Raw genomic sequence first — 19,737 nt, forward strand, 5'->3', positions numbered from 1 at the left:
CCATCTCTGTGCCCGCCCGAATTCCCGCCCCTGGCGGGGCGCCGGCGGGGCGCCTTAGAACGGGTTCAGCAGGCGGTCCACGAACTGCCGAGTGCGTTCCTCCCGCGGGTCCCGCAGTACGGTGTCGGGGTGGCCGCGTTCGACCACCACGCCGCCGTCCATGAAGATGACTTCGTCGGCCACCTGACGGGCGAACGCGAGCTCGTGGGTGACCACCACCATGGTCCAGCCTTCGTCAGCGAGTTCCTTGATGACGGTCAGGACCTCGCCCACGAGCTCGGGGTCCAGCGCAGAGGTGGGCTCGTCGAAGAGCAGCAGTTGCGGGCGCAGGGCGAGGGCACGCACAATGCCGACGCGCTGCTGCTGGCCGCCGGAGAGCTCGAACGGGTAGCTGTTCTCCTTGCCGGTCAGGCCGACGCGGGCCAACAGGTCCCGGGCCTCCTGGATCGCGTCCGCCTTGGGCCGCTTCTGCACCTGGACCGGGCCCTCGATCACGTTCTCCAGGACGGTCTTGTGCGGGAAGAGGTTGTAGTGCTGGAACACCATGGCGCTGCGGTCCCGCAAGGCCAGCACCTGCTTCTTCGCCACCGGTGTGGCGAAGTCCACGGTCAGTTGCCCCGCGAATTCGGCGACGCCGGCGTCGGGCACTTCGAGGCCGTTCAGGCAGCGCAGGACTGTCGTTTTTCCTGATCCGGACGGCCCGATCAACGTGACCACTTCGCCGCGGCGGACTTCAAGGTCGATGGATTTGAGCACAACATGGTGGCCGAACGACTTGCGCAGGCCCGTGACGGTCAGGAGCGGCTCGTCCGGGACAGGAACGTCAGAGGGTTGCGGTTCAGTGGGCGACATAGCGGTCCAATCTCTTCTCCAGGACGGACTGTCCGCTGGCGAGAACGAGGCAGATGACCCAGTAGATCACGGCCGCCTCCAGATACAGCAGCATGAACTCCTGGCTGAAGGCCGCCACCTGCTGCGCCACGCGGAACAGTTCGGTGACGAGGATCAGCGACGCCAGCGACGTGTCCTTGACCAGGCTGATGAAGGTGTTCGACAGCGGCGGAACCGATACCCGGGCGGCCTGCGGCAGGATGATCCGCACGAGCGTCTGCCGGCGCGACATTCCGATGGTGTGGCCGGCCTCCCACTGGCCCTTCGGAACCGACAGGATGGCCGCCCGGATGACCTCCGCGGCATAGCCGCCGACGTTCAGGGAAAACGCGATGATGGCGCTGGGCCAGGGGCTGATGGTGATTCCGACGGAAGGGAGCCCGTAGAAAATGACGAACAGCTGGACCAAAAGCGGGGTTCCGCGGATGACGGAGATGTAGGTCCGCGCCACCGCCGAAACCAGGCGGTTGCGGCTCAGCCGCATGAGGGCCACCACCAGAGCCAGCAGCAGGCCCRGGCTGAACGAGGCCAGCGCCAAGGGAATGGTGCCGAAGATCGCACCCGTCAGGAGCGGGCCCAGCGATGACCACACGAGTTCCCAGTTGATGCTCATGCCCGGACGCGGCGTTTCTCTGCGGCTTGCACAGGGCTACTTCGAGACGTCGGCGTCGAAGTACTTCTGGGAGATCTTCGTCAGGGTGCCGTCGGCCGCCAGCTCGCCGAGGGCCTTGTTGATGGCATCGGTCAGGCTGGTGGATCCCTTGCGCAGGGTGAACGCGCTCAGCGACTTGTCGGTGGTCTCGGCGGCAATCTTGATGTCGGCGTCGTGGTCGGTCTTCTGGGAGTCCAGGTAGGTCAGCTTGTCGTTGATGGTGGCATCGACGCGGCCCTGCTTGAGCAGCGTGATTGCCTGCGCCCAGCCCTCGACGGCCTCGACGTTCGCGCCGCTCTGCTGCGCCAGCTTGTACCAGTTGCTCGTCAGGGACTGCGCCGTGGTCTTGCCCTTGAGGTCGTCAAAGGAGTGGATGCTGTCGTTGTCCGACTTCGTGACGATCACGCCGGTGCTCACCGTGTACGGGGTAGAGAAGTCGTACTTCGCCTTGCGCTCGTCGGTGATGGAAACCTGGTTGGCGACGACGTCGAACCGTTTGGCGTCGAGGCCGGCGAAGATGGCGTCGAACTGCGTCTCCTGGTAGGAGGGCTTGACGCCCAGCTTCGCGGCGACGGCGTTCATGATCTCCACGTCGTAGCCCGTCAGCTCACCGCTGCCGTTGGCGTGGAACGTGAACGGCTTGTAAGTGCCTTCCGTGCCGACCTTGAGCACGCCTGCGCTCTTGACGTCGCTGAGGGAGGTGTCCGCACCGGCTGCCGGCGCTGAGCTGGCCGGGGTGGTGGACGCCGACCCGCAGCCTGCCAGGGCGAGTCCTGCAGCGGCGATGAGGCCAATAACGGAAAGTCGTGTGCGCTTCATGATGTTCCTTAGTCGTGGAGCCGGAAATGGCCTTCCAGCTAAGCCGCATGGCGGCTGTCTCCTAGCGACGATAGCAAGGTCCAGCTCAGGGTGGAGAGCCTAAATGACAGTTTATGACGTCCGGTCATGAGACGGTCTTGACGGATGCGACTTTCGAAGTCCCGCATAGCTGCGGAGGGTACGAAAAAGGGAACCACCGCCTGGCGGTGATTCCCTTTCTGGTGGAGCTGAGGGGACTCGAACCCCTGACCCCCTGCATGCCATGCAGGTGCGCTACCAGCTGCGCCACAGCCCCTCATTTGCCTGGAAGTTTCGTCCTCCCTGAAGCAACCTGAATAGCCTAAACCACAAATCGCGTTCGCGCTAATCGGCGCGCTGACTCATGGAACAGGGCGTGGAACGGGGCACAAAATCCAGCATGGAACCGGGCACAAAAAAATCCGCCGGAATCTTTCGATTCCGGCGGATTATCCGGTGGAGCTGAGGGGACTCGAACCCCTGACCCCCTGCATGCCATGCAGGTGCGCTACCAGCTGCGCCACAGCCCCGAATTTTCGCTGCTCCGAGCATGTCTGCCGACGTGCGATGTTCCGGTTTTTTGTCCGGATTTCTCCGAAGCAACTCAAATATCTTAGACCAGCCCTCCGGAAAATTCCAAATCGGGCATATTCGGCCCGGTTTGGCGTCCGGAGGTGGCCTGAACGCGGGCGTTACTCCGTGTCGGTGCCGGCGGTGGCCTTGGCGGAGGCGTCGTCGCCGAGCTGCAGATCGACGACGGGGCAGTCCTTCCACAGGCGTTCGAGGGCGTAGAACACGCGGTCTTCCTCGTGCTGGACGTGGATGACGACGTTGGAGTAGTCCAGCAGCACCCAGCGGCCGCCGGAGCGGCCCTCGCGGCGGACGGGCTTCTGGTCAAACTTGGAGAGCTCGTCCTCGATGCCGTCCACGATCGCGTTGACCTGGCGTTCGCTCGGGGCCGAGGCAATCAGGAAGACGTCGGCCAGGGCCAGCCGTTCGCTGACGTCCAGGGCCACGATGTCCTCGGCAAGCTTCTCCGAGGCAGCGCGGGCTGCGTGGCGGGCGGTAGTGATGGATGAATCGGTTGCAGTCACGGGACTCCTTGTAGTGATGAAAAATTATGGTGATGAAAATGTGGCGCCAGTGGCGGCCTGAGACCTAGTGGGCCAGCCCGGTGACGATCAGCGTGATGCCGGCGATGAGGGCAACGATCCCCACCGCCAGGACGCCGAGCTGGAGCATGCGCAGGCGGCGCGCCCGGCCGAGTCCGGCGGTAGCGGCATCCAGGGGTTCGAGCCCGTAGGCGGCATTCGCGGCCACGGGTTCCCCGCCCACGAGTCTTTCCTCGGCCTCCCCCGCCGCGTTTGCAGCGTTTGCCGGCCGTGCCGTTCCGGCTTTCGCGGCTGCTTCCGCACGGGCCAGGACGCCGGCCCTGCCAGCGGCAGAGCCCGTGGCGGGACCTGCGGCCTTCTGGCGGGAGATGCCCGGCCGCCGCAGGCCGGGTTTCCGTGGCGCGTCCACGCGCGGACCCGGGTTGGTGACAACCGGAACGTACGACGTGGCAGGGCGCTTCATGACGGGCCGCTCCACGCCGGGAACCTTCTCGAATTCCAAGGGTGTGACCATGGCCAGGTTGTTGGCCGTGGTCGGATCGTTGCGGGGCGCCGCCGGCTGGCTGTTTTGTTCGGCAAGCTTCTGCTTGGCGGCGGCGCGGCGGTTCAGGATCGCGGCACGCTCGGCGAGGGCGATCTGCTCGGCCAGGACGGCCGGATCAACGGCATCCGGATCCGTGGCCGCAATGTGTTCCATCTTGGCCACTTGGTTCTTGGCCTGCTCCGCGAGGAGTTCGCGGGCGGCCAGCGCCTGCTCCAGGGTCATGCCCTCGGGCGTCGCCCCGCCCGGTCCGGCGCCGTCGGCCGCGGGAGCCTTGGGCGCAGCGGGGTCCATGGGCGCCGGGGCGGCCGCCCCAGCCGGGGCAGCCTCCTTCGGGGCGGCGCCCTTCGGGGCGGCGTCCTTCGGGGCCGGGGGAACCACCGGGGTGGCCCGGGTCCGCGGCGACACCGGGACAATGGTGTTGGCCTGGGTGGCCGGGGCAGTTTCGGTCGCCAGCTCCAAAAGCCTCAACTGGCGTCGCGTGGGCGGCCCTCCGCCGGCCAGCTGGCCTTCCTTCTCTGCGAGTTCCTTGATGGTCCGCAGCGCGGCGCGGTCCCGTGCCCGGACCTGGGAAGACCGCTCAGTGCCGGCGGGCACAGAATCAGCGGGCACAGAATCAGCACGCACAGAGTCCACCGGGGCGTCGGCAACGCGACGGCTCCGGCCGGTGATTTCGGCCTCCGTCGGCTCGCCCGGGCCCGGAGTGTCCAGACGTTCATCTCTGGCCTGCCGCAATTCGCGGCGGCTGCGGATGGGAGGCTGTTCCTGACTCATGGCAAACTCATTCAGTGCTGGCTGGTTGGGTTATCTCAAAGGCTGGATCGTGCTGTGCTGGGGCAGTCCCTGCCGCGCCGTTTCCGGCGTTGGCGGTCCCGGCGTGTCCGGCTTCGAGGCGATCGGCGTCGGGRCTGGCGTGGTACAGGCCATACTTGGCGATGTACTGGACCACCCCGTCCGGCACGAGGTACCAGACCGGGTTGCCTTCGGCCACCCTCGTGCGGCAATCCGTGGAGGAAATGGCCATGGCCGGGACCTCCAGGAGGCTGACGTCTTTGCGGCCCATGCCGTCCAGGACGTGGCCCGGCCGGGTTACACCCACGAAGTGCGCGAGGGACCAGAGTTCGTCGATGTCTTTCCAGGACAAAATCTGGGCCAGGGCGTCCGCGCCGGTGATGAAGAACAGATCGGCGTCCGGACGCAGGGTCCGCAGGTCACGCAGGGTGTCGATCGTGTAGGTCGGTCCCGGACGGTCCACGTCCACCCGGCTCACGGTGAAGCGCGGGTTCGAGGCCGTGGCGATGACTGTCATGAGATACCGGTGCTCGGCTTCGCTGACCTTCTTGGCCATCTTCTGCCAGGGCTGGCCGGTGGGCACAAAAACGACTTCGTCGAGGTCGAACTTGGCCGCGACCTCACTGGCCGCGACAAGGTGTCCGTGGTGGATGGGGTCGAACGTGCCRCCCATCACACCCAGACGCAGGCGGCGCTGGGCGCCGCGCTGCTTCGTGGGGGCGGAAATATTAGTGACCTTGGCCGTGATCGTGCTTGTTCGGGTGCTGGCGGTGCGGGTCCGAGTGCTCCTCGACAGCCACGTGGCGCCGTCCCAGGTTGGAGTAGGACAGGGTGATCAGCAGCAGGACCACCAGGATCGCGAACATGGTGCCGCCAATGACAAACGGCGGTGCAATGAGCGGTGCGAGTTCCTCGTGGCCCGATTCGCCGGCGGCGGCGACGAAAGTGGCGATCTGCTGCGACAGCATGTTCTCCCCTAGTGAGTTCAAAATTTGACGACGGCGGAGGTGTCCGCCGTTCCGGTCTTCCGTTCCATGTTACAGCGTTGCTAGCCCCGGATCTGGCCCTCGCCCTGCACGATCCACTTGGTCGTGGTCAGCTCGGTCAGTCCCATGGGGCCGCGGGCATGGAGTTTTTGGGTGGAAATGCCCACTTCGGCGCCGAGGCCGAGCTCGCCTCCGTCGGTGAAGCGGGTGGAGGCGTTCACGATCACGGCCGCCGAATCGACCTCGGCGATGAAGCGCTCGGCGTTGGCGAGGTCGTTGGTCAGGATCGCTTCGGTGTGGCCGGTGGACCACTTGCGGATGTGCCTGACGGCCTCGTCCAGGCTGTCCACCATGGCCACGGCCAAGTCCAGGTTCATGTATTCGGTGGCCCAGTCGTCTTCCGTGGCCGGCACGGACTGGACCGAGGCCGGCAGGGCGGCACGGATGYGCTGGTCCACGTGCAGGGTGACCCCGGCAGCCCGCAATGCGGCGGCGACCGCGGGAAGGACGGTGGACTTGGAGTGCACCAGGAGAGTTTCGACGGTGTTGCAGACGCTGGGCCGCTGGGTCTTGGCGTTGAGGAGGATGTCCACGGCCATTTCCTCGCTGGCGGAAGCGTCCAGGAAGATATGGACGTTGCCTTCACCGGTCTCGATGACCGGCACGGAGGAGTTCGTCACGACAGCCTGGATCAGCTCGCGCCCGCCGCGGGGAATGAGCACGTCCACCCGGCCGCGCGCCCGCATGAGCGCGTTTGCGCCGTCGCGGCCGTATTGGTCCACGGATTGGACGGCGTCGGCGGGCAGGCCCACTGATTCCAGCGCATCCCGGAGGATGGTGATCAGGGCGGCGTTGGTGGCAGCGGCGGCGGATCCGCCGCGCAGGATGACGGCGTTGCCGCTCTTGAGGGCCAGTCCGGCGATGTCGACCGTGACGTTCGGGCGGGCCTCATAGATGGCGGCCACGACGCCCATGGGTACGTTGATCTGGCGCAGGCGCAGCCCGTTGGGGAGAGTCTGGCCCCGCACCACGTTCCCGACGGGGTCGGGCAGGGTGGCGAGGTTTTCCAGTGCGGCGGCGAGGGCCGTGATGCGTGACTCGGTCAGCGTCAGGCGGTCCAGCAGGGCGGCGCTGGTGCCGGCGGCCCGGCCGGCCGCGACGTCCTTGGCGTTGGCGGCCAGGATCTGATGCTTGTGATCCACCAGCGCCTTGCCGACGGCGCGCAGGCCCCGGTCCTTCCAGGCCCGGTTGGCGCGTGCCATCCTGTGGGCGGCGTGGCGTGAGCGGTCTGCGACCGCGTGGACGGCTGCTTCGGTCTCCGTTGCCGTGCCAGGGGCCGCCGCCGGATCCGGCGCCGCGGCGAACCCTTGGGCGGGCGCGGCGTTACCGGCGGGAACGGTGCCGGCAGGCACATCAGTCACGGCAGCGGAAGTCAGGGCCTCAGTCATGCTTCCAGTTTAGGCGTCGGGGGAACCTAGACCAGCACCAGGTCGTCAACATGAACAACTTCGCGGTCATATCCGCGGCCCAGTGCCTTGCCGAGCTCMTGGGTGGAGCGGCCCAGCATCTGGGGCAACTCGGCGGCCGAATAGTTGACCAGCCCGCGGGCAATCACCGTGTTGTCCACGGACACCATCTCCACGGCGTCGCCGGCCTCGAAGTCGCCCTTCACCGCGGCGATTCCGGCCGGCAGAAGCGAGGTGCGGCGGTCGCGGACGGCCTTGACCGCGCCGTCGTCGAGCACCAGGGTGCCGCGCACGGATGCCAGGTGGGCCAGCCACAGGAGCCGGATCGGCTTGCGCGCGCCGTTGACGGAGAACCATGTGCCCACGTCCTCGCCGGCCAGCGCGGCGGCCGCATTGGCCGTGGATGTTACGAGGGCGTGGATACCCGACCCCGCGGCGATGCTGGCGGCTTCGACCTTGGTGACCATGCCGCCCGTGCCCACACCGGCCTTGCCGGTGCTGCCGATCGAGACGCCGTCGAGGTCGTGGGGGCCGGAGACGTGCGGAATCCGCTTGGCGCCGTGCGACGGCGGACCGTCGTACAGGGAGTCGACGTCGGAGAGCAGCACGAGCGCGTCGGCGCGGACCAGGTGAGCCACCAGGGCAGCGAGGCGGTCGTTGTCGCCAAAGCGGATCTCGTGGGTGGCTACGGTGTCATTTTCGTTGACCACCGGGACAACGCCGAGGTTCAGCAGCCGGTCCAGCGCGCGGAACGCGTTGGTGTGCTGGCTGCGGCGCATGAAGTCATCGGCGGTCAGCAGCACCTGGCTGACGGTAACCCCGTGCGCGCCGAAGGCGTGGGTGTAGCGGGCCATCAGCAGGCCCTGACCCACACTGGCGGCGGCCTGCTGGGTGGCGAGGTCGCGGGGGCGCTTCTCAAGGCCGAGCGGGGCGAGGCCGGYGGCGATCGCACCGGAGGACACCAGGATGATCTCCGCGCCCGCGTTGCGCTTGTGCGCCAGGGCGTCGGCGAGTCCGGTCAGGGCCTCTTCGGAGATCCCGCCCTTGATGGACGTCAGCGAGGACGAGCCGACCTTGACGACGATCCGGCGCGCCCCGGACAGCGCGGTGCGGTCCGGGGCGTTGATGGTCTGGGCCTTGAGCGGCTGGGACCGGTGCTCGACGACGGCCTTACTCGTCATCGGCTTCGCCCAGTCCACTCTCCTTGAGCGGCTGCCGCGCGCGGCGGCTGCTGACGGATTCGGTCCAGATGCCGGCCTTGCGTTCGGCTTCGAGCTCGGCGCGGGCGGCGGCCTTGGCGTCGCGGCGTTCCTGCTGTTCGTCGCGCTTCTGGCCACGCGTCGGGCGGTCGCCGATGTCGGCGAAGCGCACGTCGGTGCCGCGGGGCGAGGCGAGCAGCTCAGCACCGGCCATCATGGTCGGCTCCCAGTCGAAGACGACGCCGTCGTCCTCGCCGATGACCACCATGTCGCCCGGCTTGGCGCCCTGCTTGAACAGTTCATTTTCGACGCCGAGCTTGGCCAGCCGGTCGGCGAGATAGCCGATCGCTTCCTCGTTGGTGAAGTCTGTCTGCTTGACCCAGCGCACGGGCTTGTCGCCGAGGACGCGGAAGAGCGGCTCAAGGTTCTTTTCCTCGCGGCGGATCGTGAAGCCGGTCTCGTTGACGGCGCGGGGGCGCAGCACGGGGGCGTGTACCTTCGGCGGGGTCGCGGCGACGGCGTCGCGGGCGGCCTTGACGATTTCGGCCATGGCGAAGCCAAGCTGGCGGAGGCCTTCGTGGCTCGTCGCCGAGATTTCGAAGACCTTGTAGCCCCGGGATTCGAGCTCCGGGCGGACGAACTCGGCCATGTCCTTGCCATCCGGCAGGTCAACCTTGTTCAGGGCCACGAGGCGGGGGCGGTGGTTCAGCGGAACGACTTCGCCGTCGGACCCGCTGTAGCTCATGTCGACGGCGTACTTCTCCAGCTCGGCCTCGATGATGGCGAGATCGGAGAGCGGATCGCGGTCCGATTCGAGCGTGCCGCAGTCCAGCACGTGCACCAGGGCGGCGCACCGCTCGACGTGGCGCAGGAAGTGGTGGCCCAGGCCCTTCCCCTCGCTGGCACCCTCGATCAGGCCGGGGACGTCGGCAATGGTGAAGCGGACTTCACCGGCCTGGACGACACCCAGGTTGGGGATGAGGGTTGTGAAGGGATAGTCCGCGATCTTGGGCCGGGCGGCGGACATTGCGGCGATCAGGCTGGACTTGCCGGCGGRGGGGAAGCCGACGAGGGCGATGTCGGCGATGGACTTCAGTTCCAGGACGACGTCGCTGGATTCGCCTTCGATGCCGAGCAGCGCGAAGCCGGGCGCGCGGCGCTTCTGGGAGGACAGCGAGGCGTTGCCGAGGCCGCCAATCCCGCCGGCGGCGGCGATGTATTCGTCGCCTTCGGCCACGAGGTCGGCGATGACTTCGCCGGACTTGGACTTCACCACGGTGCCCACCGGCACCGGAAGGATCAGGGTTTCRCCGTTYTTGCCGCCGCGCCAGTCGCCCATGCCAGGGCCGCCGTTGGTGGCGTGCCGGTGGGGYGCGTGGTGGTAGTCSAGCAGGGTGGTGGTCTGGGGGTCCACGCGCAGGATGACGTCGCCGCCGTTRCCGCCRTTGCCGCCGTCGGGWCCGCCGAGGGGCTTGAACTTCTCACGGTGGACGGAGACACAGCCGTGACCGCCGGTACCGCCGGATACGTGCAGTACTACCCGGTCTACAAAGCTCGCCACGTGGATCTCCTCAGTGCTGTTCCCCGGACCCCCAAAGAGGCCCAAGATGATTGTAATGCGGTTAAAACACCGGTGGAGCGGACCTAATGGCCCGCCCCACCGATTTAGAACTTATTGTTACTCTGCAGCTGCAGCAGCCACGATGTTCACAACGCGGCGACCACGGCGGGTGCCGAACTCGACAGCACCGGGGGTCAGGGCGAACAGGGTGTCGTCCCCGCCGCGGCCTACGCCGGCGCCCGGGTGGAAGTGGGTGCCGCGCTGGCGGACGATGATCTCGCCTGCGGAAACTACCTGGCCACCGAAGCGCTTAACGCCGAGGTACTGGGCGTTGGAGTCACGACCGTTGCGAGTGGAACTCGCGCCTTTTTTATGTGCCATTTGAAATGCCTGCCTTCAAAAATTCTGGGGAATCTGCTGGAACCTGAACAGTAACGAAGAGTTACTTGATACCGGTGATCTTGACCTTGGTCAGTTCCTGACGGTGGCCCTGACGCTTCTTGTAACCGGTCTTGTTCTTGAACTTCTGGATGACGATCTTCGGACCACGGAGGTCTTCGAGGATCTCAGCCGTAACCGTTACCTTGGCCAGGTCCGCAGCAGCAGACGTGACTTTGTCACCGTCCACCAGGAGCAGTGCGGGCAACTCAAAGGTGCTGCCGGCTCCACCGGGGACGCGGTTCAGGGTAACGAAGTCTCCAACGGAAACCTTCTCTTGGCGGCCGCCTGCGCGGACAATCGCGTACACCACTGGGGAACTCACTTCTCTCGACGTTTATTACTAGATTTGCGTGCGGAACCAGGGGCCAAATTGTTTGGACCGGCTCACGCTGTGCCTCAACGCCGGTGGATTCCCCGGGGGAACCCATGAGCTATCCCCGGAACAAATCCATTTGGAATTCCAAGCGGACTGTTCTCAGGGTCATAACCCAAGTGTTGGCGTAAGCACCGAAGATCTAGAATACGCTAATTTTGCCTTCGGCCGCAAATGAGGCTGGTTCCGGCGGGTAGTCCGTGATAGGCGCCACAACATCTTGATGCAAAGTCCCTGCCAATGTTCTTGGCCGGGATCTTGACCATCTTGAGCTGTGTTGCCGCAACGACTTCCGGAACCGTGCCCCACCATCGTACCGGTAGTCCGGACCAGCTCGCGTCAGGCGTACAGCCGCGGCGCGTCGAAGAAGTCCACTTCGTAGCGCGATGACTGCCGGAAAGCCAGGGCCATGGCCTGCCGCTCGCTCTCCGATGCCCGCCCGGCCGCCGTGTCCGTGTACGCGATGGCCTGCCGGGTCGCGGCGGCGAAGTCCTCGTCGGCGTAGGTCCGCAGCCAGCCGGCGTAGGGGTGCTCCCCGGGGGCGCCACCGGCCAGGAACTCCCGGTGCAGCGTTGAACCGACCTCGGCGTAGAGCCAGAAGCAGGGCAGCGCCGCCGCCACGAGGACGCCATAGCTGCCGGAGACCGAGGCGGCCAGCAGGTGGTCCACATACGCTTTCGTGACCGGGCCCAGGGTGGAGGCCGTGGGGCGGGTGCTGAGCCAGGAACGGTGCAGCTCGGATTCGACTTCCAGGCAGGTCTGCGCCGAACGGGCCCAGAACAGCTGCTCGGCCTCGGTGGGGGCAATCGCCGCGGCCCGGGCCAGGACCCGGGAGTAGCCGTTGAGGTAGATGGCGTCCTGGGCGAGGTAGTACGCGAACTCGTGCTCGGGCAAGGTGCCGTCGGCCAGTCCGCGGACGAAGTCCAGGGCGTAGATCGCCTCAAGATCATCCGCGGCTCCTGCCCGCAGGGCTGCGGCGAACTCCCCCGCCGCCGGACCGTGCCCGGCCTGGAGGTGCTGCAGGTGGTGGAAGTGGTGGACCGGGCCGTTGCCCGAGCCGACGTCCAGGGCCGAGGCTCCGCGGAGCGCGCCCAGCAGCCACGGCTTGACTTCCCGCAGCGCCGCTTCCCAGTCCCCCACCCGGGCCTGCACGGTGGCCATGGCCGAGGACAGGGAGCATCCGGTGCCGTGGCTGTTGCGCGTCGCGATCCGCTCCCCCGGCACCACCACCGTTTCCTGGCCGAGCAGGCCGCCGGTGTTGACCAGCGCATCCGGGCAGCCGGTGCCGGCGTCGGCGTCGTGGCCGTCGGCGTCGTGGGCATGCCCGTCCCCCGGCTCGGCGCCCTGGAGGTGTCCGCCCTTAACCAGGACGGTGGTGCCGGTCAGGGCGGCCAGCCGCTTGCCCTGCGCCAGGGCCTCGGACCAGTCGGCAGCGACGGGTTCCTTGAGCAGGATGGCGAGTTCGGCGAGGTTGGGCGTGATGAGGTCCGCCAGCGGCAGGAGGGCCTGCAGGGCGGCCTCGGCGGATTCCTGCAGGAGACGGTCACCACTGGTGGCGACCATCACCGGGTCCAGGACCACGACGGCGGGGCGCACCTTTTCCAGCCAGCCGCGGACGGCGTCGATCACGGCGGCGTCACCGAGCATGCCGATCTTGACGGCGTCGATGCCGATGTCGTCGCTGATGGCGTCCAGCTGCGCCGTGAGGAACGCCGCCGGGGGGACGTGGACGGCGCGCACGCCCTGCGTGTTCTGCGCTGTCAGGGCGGTGATGGCGGCCATGCCGTAGCCGCCGTTCGCCGCGATGCTCTTCAGGTCGGCCTGGATTCCGGCCCCGCCGGAGGGATCGGAGCCGGCGATGGCCAGCACGCGGGGAATGCGCGGCGGGGCCGGCAGAGACTCGTTGTGCAGAAAATTGGGCGGGAGGAACTCGGACGGATTCGATTTCGCGGACAAGGAAGACATCCCTTCGCCGGTGCTAACCGGACAGGTTCAACGGGTCTGGATCTCAGCCGGCCCGATGCCCGGCACCCCGTGTCAGTGTTCCAGCCTAGCCCTTGCCACCCGGAGAACCCGTTAACGCACGAGCGGGCCCGGGCCCGGGCGGACGTATGTTACGTCTGCCCTGACCCGGACCCGCGGCCCGACCAGTCGAAATAATGACCGGACGGGGACGTGGTCAGTCGCGGAGGACTACAGCTCCGACGCCGGCACGCCGACGCCGAGGATGATCGGCTCGTTGCCGGCCGGGATGGACGCAGGCCCGGCCGCAGCGGGAGCCTTGGCCTCGTGGACCGATCCGGCCGCGGCCGGCCGGGTTGCCTCGCGGTGCTCCACGGAGGTTTCGTTGGCTGCGCCCTGGGCGCGGCTGGCACTCCGGTTGCGGCGCCCGCGGCGGCCGCGCAGCGTCGTGGTGTCAGCTGTGCGTGACGCCGGCGCCTCCGCAGCGCGGACGGCCGACGGCGCCTCGGGCGCCGTGGCTTCCGGTGCGGCAACAGCTGCTGCCTGACCGGCCGCCAGGCCGGCGGCCTGGTCCGGCTTGCCGGCCTCGGCTTCGCCCAGGTTTGCGAAGGCCTCGGTCAGCAGGTCCAGGGTCAGGGCCGGTGACGGCGCGTCCTCCGCGTGCTCGACGAAGGGCAGGGCCACCTGCTCGCCGCCAAACGTCAGCACCGTTGCGGGGCGGCCGGCTGCCTCGTCGGCGGCTGCGAGCTGCGTGACGGCGTCGACGGCGGCCTGGCGGGCCCCGGCGTCGCTGGCTGCGGCTGCCTCCCCGTCGTGCAGGTGCGCGGCGTGCGCTGCGGCAGCGATGTTGGCCAGCGCGGCACGGGTGGCCTCGGCCTTGGCGTGGCGTTCGGCCTCGGTGGGTTCGGCGTGGACGGGCGCGGGTGCGGCCGGCGCGGTCTCTCCGCCCTGGCCTCCCCGGCCGCGGCGACGGCTCTTGCGTTCCGGGCGGGCAGCAGGCTGCGCCTCGGTGCGCGGCACATAGTGCTCCGCGGCGACCGTGTTGGCGCGGCGGTGCTCCACCGGCTCGTCGTGGGTGACGATGCCGCGGCCCGCACATGTTTCGCACTGTTCGCCGAAGACTTCCAGCAGCCCGGTGCCCATCCGCTTGCGGGTCATCTGCACGAGGCCCAGCGAGGTCACCTCGGCCACCTGGTGTTTAGTCCGGTCCCGGCCCAGGCACTCCACCATGCGGCGCAGCACGAGGTCGCGGTTGGATTCGAGCACCATGTCGATGAAGTCGATCACGATGATGCCGCCAATGTCGCGCAGGCGCAGCTGCCGGACGACTTCCTCGGCCGCTTCCAGGTTGTTCTTGGTGACGGTTTCCTCGAGGTTGCCGCCGGAGCCGGTGAATTTGCCGGTGTTAACGTCCACCACGGTCATGGCTTCGGTGCGGTCGATCACGAGCGAACCGCCCGAGGGCAGGAAGACCTTCCGGTCCAGGGCCTTGTGGATCTGCTCGTCGATGCGCCAGGCCGCGAAGATGTCCGTGTCCTTGGTCCACTTCTCGAGCCGGCCCACGAGGTCCGGCGCGACGTAGGTGACGTAGGCCTCGATGGTGTCCCAGGCTTCCTCGCCGGAGACGATCAGCTTGGAGAAGTCCTCGTTGAAGACGTCCCGGACCACCTTGATGGTCAGGTCAGGTTCGCCGTAGAGCAGCTCGGGGGCGAGGATCTTGGTGGACGTCGACTGGCTCTCGATGCCTTCCCACTGCGCGCGGAGGCGGTTGATGTCGTGCGTCAGCTCCTCCTCGGAAGCTCCCTCGGCCGCGGTGCGGACAATGACGCCCGCGTCCTCGGGCAGGCGGTCCTTGAGGATCCGCTTGAGGCGGTTGCGTTCGACGTCGGGCAGCTTGCGGGAGATGCCGGTCATGGAACCGCCGGGCACGTACACGAGGTACCGGCCGGGCAGCGAGATCTGGCTGGTGAGACGGGCGCCCTTGTGGCCGACCGGGTCCTTGGTGACCTGGACCAGCACGGAGTCGCCGGACTTCAGCGCGTTCTCGATGCGGCGCTGCTTGCCCTCGAGGTTGACGGATTCCCAGTTCACTTCACCGGCGTAGAGCACGGCGTTGCGGCCGCGGCCGATGTCCACGAAAGCGGCCTCCATGGAGGGCAGCACGTTCTGGACCTTGCCCAGGTAGACGTTGCCGATCAGGGAGTCCTGCTGGGTCTTGGACACGAAGTGCTCGGCCAGGACGCCGTCTTCAAGGACACCGATCTGGATTCTGTCGTCGCGCTGGCGGACGATCATCTGGCGGTCCACGGACTCGCGGCGGGCCAGGAACTCGGCCTCGGTGATGACGGTACGGCGGCGGCCGGTGTCGCGGGATTCGCGGCGGCGCTGCTTCTTGGCTTCCAGGCGGGTGGAGCCCTTGACGGATGTGACGCGGTTGTTCACCGGCGCCTCGGCCATCGCACGCGGCGCACGGACGCGGGTCACCGTGTTGGGCGGATCGTCGCCTTCCCCGCCGGTCAGCTCGAGGTCCTGGTCTCCACGGCGACGGCGGCGGCGGCGGCGGGAGGTCACACCGTCTTCAAGGATTACCTCGGAACCTTCGTCGCCCTCTTCTTCGGTGCCTTCCGACTCGGTGTCGGACTCGGCAGAGGTGCGGGTGCGGCCGCGCCGGCCGCGGCTGCGGCGCCGACGGCGGTTGCCGGCGTCCTCGTCCTCGTCGCCTTCCTCGTCCTCGGGCTCAGCTGCTGCGGCGGCAACGGGGACCGGACGCACCACAGTGCTCAGGTCCGGGGCCTGGAAGATGACGGAAGTGAGGGCACCCGGTTCCATGAACAGCGACGCGGCCGGGCTTTCCTCGGGCCGGGCTTCCGGCTCTTCGGGCTGGGCTGCGGCGGGTTCCGCGGTGGGTGCTTCCGCAGCGGCGGCTTCTTCGGCCGGGAGTACTGCCGCGGGTGCTTCTTCGGCCTTCGGGGCGGCCTTGGCACGGCTGGCACGGCGGCGGACCGGCTTCTCTGCAACCGTCTCTGCGGCCGTTTGTGCGGCTTCTGCGGCGGCAGTTGCGTCAGTGCCAGCTGCTGCGGGGGCCTCAGCCGCGGCAGGTGCGCCGGTTTCGGCGTCGCCGGCGAAGGCAGGCAACGGTTCCGGGGCTGCTACAGCTTTCCGGGTCCGGGTGCGCCGCGCGGGCGCCTTGGCCGCAGTCTCGGCTGCAGCAGTTTCAGATACAGCAGTTTCAGATACAGCAGCTTCGGGTTCAACAGTTTCAGATCCGGCTGCTTCGACGTTGGCCGGCTTACGGCGGCCCCGGACGGGCTCATCTGAACCGGCCGCGTCGGCCAGGGCCGCGGCTTCGGCGACAGCCTCGGCCGCCTCCGCGGCGTTGACCTTGGCGACGGGCGCCTTCCGGCGGGTCCGTACGGCCCTCTTCGGCGCTACCGGAGCCTCTGCTTCCGCAGTTCCCTGCGCTTCCCCGGTGACTACTAGTTCTTCGTTTCCGGCTACTACCTGGTCATTATCCATATGTGGCGACACTCCTGCCCCTGATGCGCCGCCACATTCGGCGCCCCTTGGGGGCAAATATGCGTCAACACCCGCAGGCATTGACAGAAGTCAATTGAATACCCTCAGGTTCGCACCGGCAGTGGGGTGCGGCAGCCCTGGAGGGCCGGCGAGATTGTTTTGGAACCCGTTGACCTACACGCCACAACCAGGTGCCGTCCAATGGCATTGCGGGACAGCTGGAATCAGAGGATCCGCAGCTCCCTGCTCATCATTGGCGGTCTTGAAACAAAATCGCCGGACCGGAATCCGGATGTGGATCGGGTTCCAGCCACGATCATTGTCTCACAGGAGCCGTGAAAGCAGGGGCAGGCGGGGCCGGAAGTGCAACAGGCGCGGCCGGGCGAGGCGGGCGGGGCCGTTCTCCGGCGCTGCTCAGCCTCCGGCGTTACAATCGGGGCAAGAAGCACCCGGTCAAGACGACTAAAAAAGGACTCAATTTCCATGCCCAGCATCTCCAGCACTGCCGGCGACGCGACCGTGCACCAACCGGGTTCCGGCCCGGCCCCCGCGGCGCGGCCCCTTCCCACGATGACCCGCGACCGCCCGTTCGCCTGGCTCCTGCTGATCACCGGCGTCATCGGCTGGCTCGCATCCGGGGCCCTGGTGCTGGAGAAGCTGGAGGTCCTGAAGGACCCGAACCACGTCACGGTCTGCGACGTGAACCCGTGGATCTCCTGCGGCCAGGTCATGCAGACACCGCAGAGTTCCGTGTTCGGCTTCCCCAATATGTTCATCGGAATCGTCGCCTTCGCCGTGATCATCACCACGGCCATGGGTATCCTCGCCGGCGCCCGGTTTTCCCGGTGGTATTGGCTGGGGCTCCAGGCGGGCGTGACGCTGGGCTTCGCGTTCGTGGTCTGGCTCTGGTCCCAGGCCCTGTACGCCATCCACATCCTCTGCCCGTTCTGCATGATCGTCTGGGCCGTGATGATCCCGCTGTTCGTCTGGGTGAGCGTCCGGAACATCTCCCACGGCGTGATTGCCCTGCCCGCCGGTCCCACCAAGGTGATCGGCGACTCCGGCTGGATCATGACGGCGCTGCTGTACGTCGCCGTCGTCGCGACGATCTTCTTCGCCTTCATCCAGGTTTTCATCGGAACCTCCGGCTACTAAACGCCCCAACCGCATCGAAAAGACAGTTAAGGCCAATGCTCGCGCCGGGCATTGGCCTTAGCCGTCTCTTCGGTGAGAGGGTCCGGGCCCATGTCGGGACTTATGGCACGACCCCGCGCGCGCAGGTTACATAAGGCTGGAGGAAGGAAGACCGGAGGCCTCTTGATGACTGTTCTAATTGCCTACGCAAGCGCCCTGGGCTCCACCCGGGAGATGGCACAACATATGGCATCCCGCATGGCGGGTGCACTGGGCGAGGTAGAGTGCCGGTCCGTGGAGGACGTCGGGGCCCTCTCCCGCTATGAGGCTGTCGTCGTCGGCAGCGCCGTCCACAACCAGGCCTGGCTGCCCCCGGCTTTGCTGTTCTTCAAACACCACGCCCGCGAGTTGGCCAGTCGGCCCGTCTGGGCCTTCAGTGTAGGGATGGCGGATGCGCTGCCCAAGCCCATACGCCGGCGCGGCGCGGCACTGCAACAGGAACGTCTGGCAGAAGTCCTGATCAAAGAAGTTCCGCTTCGAGGCCACAAACTCTTCTCCGGCGTCTACCAGGCAGGCCAGATGCCGGCACCGCTCCGGGTGTTGTTCCGGCTCACCGGCGGCCGATTTGGGGATTTGCGGGACTGGGCGGCAGTCGACGAATGGACGGATCAGATTACGGCCCAACTCGCTAAACCTGCTTCGTCCACGTCTTCAGGCAGCATCACAGGCTAATGCCGTCGGGACTGCGCATCCCGGCCGCGGCGCCCGGCTCGGTGGGGCGTGCACGGGAGGACCCATGACCGTTGTGAGCATTCACGCCGAACGAGGGGACATGCCTGCCTACGCGGCGACGCCGGCCGGTACCGGTCCGTGGCCCGGCGTCGTCGTCATCCATGACGCACTCGGCCTGAGCCGTGACACCAGGGACCAGGCCGACTGGCTGGCCGGCGAGGGGTTCCTCGCCGTGGCACCTGACCTGTTTTACTGGGGCACCAGGACGGCCTGCTTGTGGTCCCTCATCCGCGGCTGGCGGCCCCTCGGTGACCTGGACCTCACCCGCGCCTGGCTGGCCGGACAGGACGGCTGCACCGGCCGGATCGGCGTGATCGGTTTCTGTATGGGCGGCGGGTTCCCCCTCATGCTGGCCCCGGACCATGACTTCGCCGCGGCAAGCGTCAACTACGGCGGACTGGATGACGGGACCGCCCGCGCAATGCCCCGCGCCTGTCCCATCGTTGGCAGCTACGGCGCCAGGGACCGCTGGCCCGGAGTGCGCAAGGTGCCGGCGCGTCTGGAGCCGCTGCTCGCCGAGGCCGGAATAGAGCATGACATCAAGGTCTATCCCGACGCCGGTCACGGCTTCCTCAACAGGCATGGCCCGTCGGACCTCACGTTCGGGGACAAGTTGCTCGCGAAGCTGGTCGCTGCCGGTTACCACGAGCCCTCCGCCGAGGACGCGCGCCTGCGCATCCTCGGGTTCTTCCGGGAACACCTGATCACTGAAGGGGAAGCGCGATGACGCACCCTGCAGCGCGGAGAGTCCTGCTGGCAGCTGGCGCTGTGGCCGGTTTCACTACCGGCTACCTGGCCGTTGCGCGGCCACGCCTGCTTCGCTGGGGTGCGACCGTTGACGAAGCGCGGGGACCTTACCCGGGCGCCGGGTTGATTCCGGGCAGCACCCGAAGCGCGACCATGGCGGTGACCATCGATGCGCCCCCTTCCCGCGTGTGGCCCTGGCTGGTGCAGATGGGAACGGATCGCGCCGGCTGGTACAGCTGGGACCGTCTCGATAATTTCGGGCGCCGCAGCGCAGGGCGCATCCATCCGGAGTGGCAGGACATCGCCATCGGTGACCGTCTGGCGGCGAAGCCCGACGGCAGCGAGTGGTGGGCGGTCGCGGCGCTTGAACCCGAGAGGTTCCTGGGCCTGCGTATGTCGGTCGATCTCCGGGGGCGTCCCTTCGACCCGGCACGAACCCGGCCGCGCTATTGCACCGACTCGCTCTGGGGATTCCACCTGCGGGAGGCCGCGGGTGAGCRCACCCGGCTGGTAGTCAGCGGCTACTGGTCGCTACAGCCACAATGGCTGCAACCCATCCTGAGCATCACCATGCTGGAGCCCGCGCATTGGGTCATGCAGACCCGTCAGTTCTCGAATCTAGTGCGCCTCGCCAGCCGATGAGAGGTCTCCGGACCCAGAGCACGCAGCGAAGCCCCACCCGCCGCGAGGTCCCAAACGGCGAGGGGACGGTTAAGGCCAATGTCCGGTACGAAC

The 19,737-nt window shown here is 67.5% G+C and carries 18 protein-coding genes, 2 tRNA genes and 1 riboswitch; of the genes, 4 read left to right on the forward strand and 16 right to left on the reverse strand.

What is annotated here, in order from left to right; translation table 11 throughout:
• Positions 1-54: 54 nt before the first annotated feature.
• The 16 genes from AC1DHX_RS14280 to AC1DHX_RS14355 all read right to left on the reverse strand — a co-directional run bounded on the left by AC1DHX_RS14280 (position 55) and on the right by AC1DHX_RS14355 (position 16,329).
• Positions 55-852: an amino acid ABC transporter ATP-binding protein gene (locus AC1DHX_RS14280; protein WP_476850130.1), complete on the reverse strand. Its 798-nt coding sequence runs from the start codon at positions 850-852 to the stop codon at positions 55-57.
• Positions 839-1,504: an amino acid ABC transporter permease gene (locus AC1DHX_RS14285; protein ID WP_476900152.1), complete on the reverse strand. Its 666-nt coding sequence runs from the start codon at positions 1,502-1,504 to the stop codon at positions 839-841. The genes AC1DHX_RS14280 and AC1DHX_RS14285 overlap by 14 nt, the downstream gene beginning before the upstream one ends.
• A gap of 36 nt (positions 1,505-1,540) precedes the next feature.
• Positions 1,541-2,362, reverse strand: a complete 822-nt coding sequence (locus AC1DHX_RS14290) for an amino acid ABC transporter substrate-binding protein (protein WP_230008769.1) — start codon at positions 2,360-2,362, stop codon at positions 1,541-1,543.
• Positions 2,363-2,581: 219 nt separating this feature from the next.
• Positions 2,582-2,657: transfer RNA gene (locus tag AC1DHX_RS14295), tRNA-Ala, on the reverse strand.
• A gap of 180 nt (positions 2,658-2,837) precedes the next feature.
• Positions 2,838-2,910, reverse strand: a tRNA-Ala gene (locus AC1DHX_RS14300).
• 162 nt (positions 2,911-3,072) lie between these two features.
• Positions 3,073-3,474 carry a ribosome silencing factor gene (gene rsfS, locus AC1DHX_RS14305; RefSeq protein ID WP_018773346.1) on the reverse strand — a complete coding sequence of 134 codons (402 nt, stop codon included), beginning with the start codon at positions 3,472-3,474 and terminating at the stop codon, positions 3,073-3,075.
• A gap of 64 nt (positions 3,475-3,538) precedes the next feature.
• Positions 3,539-4,807: a hypothetical protein gene (locus AC1DHX_RS14310; RefSeq protein WP_476858324.1), complete on the reverse strand. Its 1,269-nt coding sequence runs from the start codon at positions 4,805-4,807 to the stop codon at positions 3,539-3,541.
• Between the two features lie 7 nt (positions 4,808-4,814).
• The gene (gene nadD / locus AC1DHX_RS14315; RefSeq protein ID WP_476850133.1) at positions 4,815-5,498 is read right to left on the reverse strand and encodes a nicotinate-nucleotide adenylyltransferase; all 684 of its coding nucleotides are present in this window, start codon (positions 5,496-5,498) and stop codon (positions 4,815-4,817) included.
• Positions 5,499-5,553: 55 nt separating this feature from the next.
• Positions 5,554-5,793, reverse strand: coding sequence for a hypothetical protein (locus tag AC1DHX_RS14320; protein WP_230011093.1), 240 nt, complete (start codon positions 5,791-5,793; stop codon positions 5,554-5,556).
• A gap of 80 nt (positions 5,794-5,873) precedes the next feature.
• Positions 5,874-7,259 (reverse strand): glutamate-5-semialdehyde dehydrogenase, encoded by a 1,386-nt coding sequence (locus AC1DHX_RS14325; protein WP_476900153.1) that lies wholly within the window; start codon positions 7,257-7,259, stop codon positions 5,874-5,876.
• Between the two features lie 26 nt (positions 7,260-7,285).
• On the reverse strand, positions 7,286-8,458 hold the full coding sequence (gene proB, locus AC1DHX_RS14330; RefSeq protein ID WP_476900154.1) for a glutamate 5-kinase: 1,173 nt from the start codon (positions 8,456-8,458) through the stop codon (positions 7,286-7,288).
• On the reverse strand, positions 8,448-10,037 hold the full coding sequence (gene obgE, locus AC1DHX_RS14335) for a GTPase ObgE (protein ID WP_476900155.1): 1,590 nt from the start codon (positions 10,035-10,037) through the stop codon (positions 8,448-8,450). The genes proB and obgE overlap by 11 nt, the downstream gene beginning before the upstream one ends.
• A 117-nt stretch (positions 10,038-10,154) precedes the next feature.
• Positions 10,155-10,418: a 50S ribosomal protein L27 gene (gene rpmA / locus AC1DHX_RS14340; protein WP_009372867.1), complete on the reverse strand. Its 264-nt coding sequence runs from the start codon at positions 10,416-10,418 to the stop codon at positions 10,155-10,157.
• A 61-nt stretch (positions 10,419-10,479) separates the two neighbouring features.
• Positions 10,480-10,788: a 50S ribosomal protein L21 gene (rplU, locus tag AC1DHX_RS14345; RefSeq protein ID WP_018773353.1), complete on the reverse strand. Its 309-nt coding sequence runs from the start codon at positions 10,786-10,788 to the stop codon at positions 10,480-10,482.
• 402 nt (positions 10,789-11,190) lie between these two features.
• Positions 11,191-12,762: a bifunctional hydroxymethylpyrimidine kinase/phosphomethylpyrimidine kinase gene (locus tag AC1DHX_RS14350; protein WP_476858753.1), complete on the reverse strand. Its 1,572-nt coding sequence runs from the start codon at positions 12,760-12,762 to the stop codon at positions 11,191-11,193.
• Between the two features lie 36 nt (positions 12,763-12,798).
• Positions 12,799-12,896, reverse strand: a riboswitch (TPP riboswitch).
• Between the two features lie 148 nt (positions 12,897-13,044).
• Positions 13,045-16,329, reverse strand: coding sequence for an Rne/Rng family ribonuclease (locus AC1DHX_RS14355; protein ID WP_476858322.1), 3,285 nt, complete (start codon positions 16,327-16,329; stop codon positions 13,045-13,047).
• A gap of 483 nt (positions 16,330-16,812) precedes the next feature.
• Here AC1DHX_RS14355 and AC1DHX_RS14360 point away from each other — a divergent pair, with 483 nt between their 5' ends.
• The 4 genes from AC1DHX_RS14360 to AC1DHX_RS14375 all read left to right on the forward strand — a co-directional run bounded on the left by AC1DHX_RS14360 (position 16,813) and on the right by AC1DHX_RS14375 (position 19,644).
• Positions 16,813-17,484, forward strand: coding sequence for a vitamin K epoxide reductase family protein (locus AC1DHX_RS14360; RefSeq protein ID WP_476858321.1), 672 nt, complete (start codon positions 16,813-16,815; stop codon positions 17,482-17,484).
• 165 nt (positions 17,485-17,649) lie between these two features.
• Complete coding sequence (locus AC1DHX_RS14365) at positions 17,650-18,195, forward strand: flavodoxin domain-containing protein (RefSeq protein WP_476856908.1); 546 nt, start codon at positions 17,650-17,652, stop codon at positions 18,193-18,195.
• A 64-nt stretch (positions 18,196-18,259) separates the two neighbouring features.
• On the forward strand, positions 18,260-18,982 hold the full coding sequence (locus AC1DHX_RS14370; protein ID WP_476858320.1) for a dienelactone hydrolase family protein: 723 nt from the start codon (positions 18,260-18,262) through the stop codon (positions 18,980-18,982).
• On the forward strand, positions 18,979-19,644 hold the full coding sequence (locus AC1DHX_RS14375) for a hypothetical protein (protein ID WP_476900156.1): 666 nt from the start codon (positions 18,979-18,981) through the stop codon (positions 19,642-19,644). Before AC1DHX_RS14370 ends, AC1DHX_RS14375 begins: the two co-directional genes overlap by 4 nt.
• Positions 19,645-19,737 lie beyond the last annotated feature (93 nt).

The sequence above is a fragment of the Arthrobacter sp. 05N33_2 genome (assembly GCF_056397425.1).

What these genes read in the sequence shown, in the direction of transcription:
- rpmA (WP_009372867.1), bottom strand. Translation starts at nt 10,418, where the DNA reads ATGGCACATAAAAAAGGCGCGAGTTCCACTCGCAACGGTCGTGACTCC.
- AC1DHX_RS14290 (WP_230008769.1), bottom strand. Translation starts at nt 2,362, where the DNA reads ATGAAGCGCACACGACTTTCCGTTATTGGCCTCATCGCCGCTGCAGGA.
- AC1DHX_RS14370 (WP_476858320.1), top strand. Translation starts at nt 18,260, where the DNA reads ATGACCGTTGTGAGCATTCACGCCGAACGAGGGGACATGCCTGCCTAC.
- AC1DHX_RS14355 (WP_476858322.1), bottom strand. Translation starts at nt 16,329, where the DNA reads ATGGATAATGACCAGGTAGTAGCCGGAAACGAAGAACTAGTAGTCACC.
- AC1DHX_RS14280 (WP_476850130.1), bottom strand. Translation starts at nt 852, where the DNA reads ATGTCGCCCACTGAACCGCAACCCTCTGACGTTCCTGTCCCGGACGAG.
- AC1DHX_RS14360 (WP_476858321.1), top strand. Translation starts at nt 16,813, where the DNA reads ATGCCCAGCATCTCCAGCACTGCCGGCGACGCGACCGTGCACCAACCG.
- AC1DHX_RS14320 (WP_230011093.1), bottom strand. Translation starts at nt 5,793, where the DNA reads ATGCTGTCGCAGCAGATCGCCACTTTCGTCGCCGCCGCCGGCGAATCG.
- AC1DHX_RS14365 (WP_476856908.1), top strand. Translation starts at nt 17,650, where the DNA reads ATGACTGTTCTAATTGCCTACGCAAGCGCCCTGGGCTCCACCCGGGAG.
- AC1DHX_RS14310 (WP_476858324.1), bottom strand. Translation starts at nt 4,807, where the DNA reads ATGAGTCAGGAACAGCCTCCCATCCGCAGCCGCCGCGAATTGCGGCAG.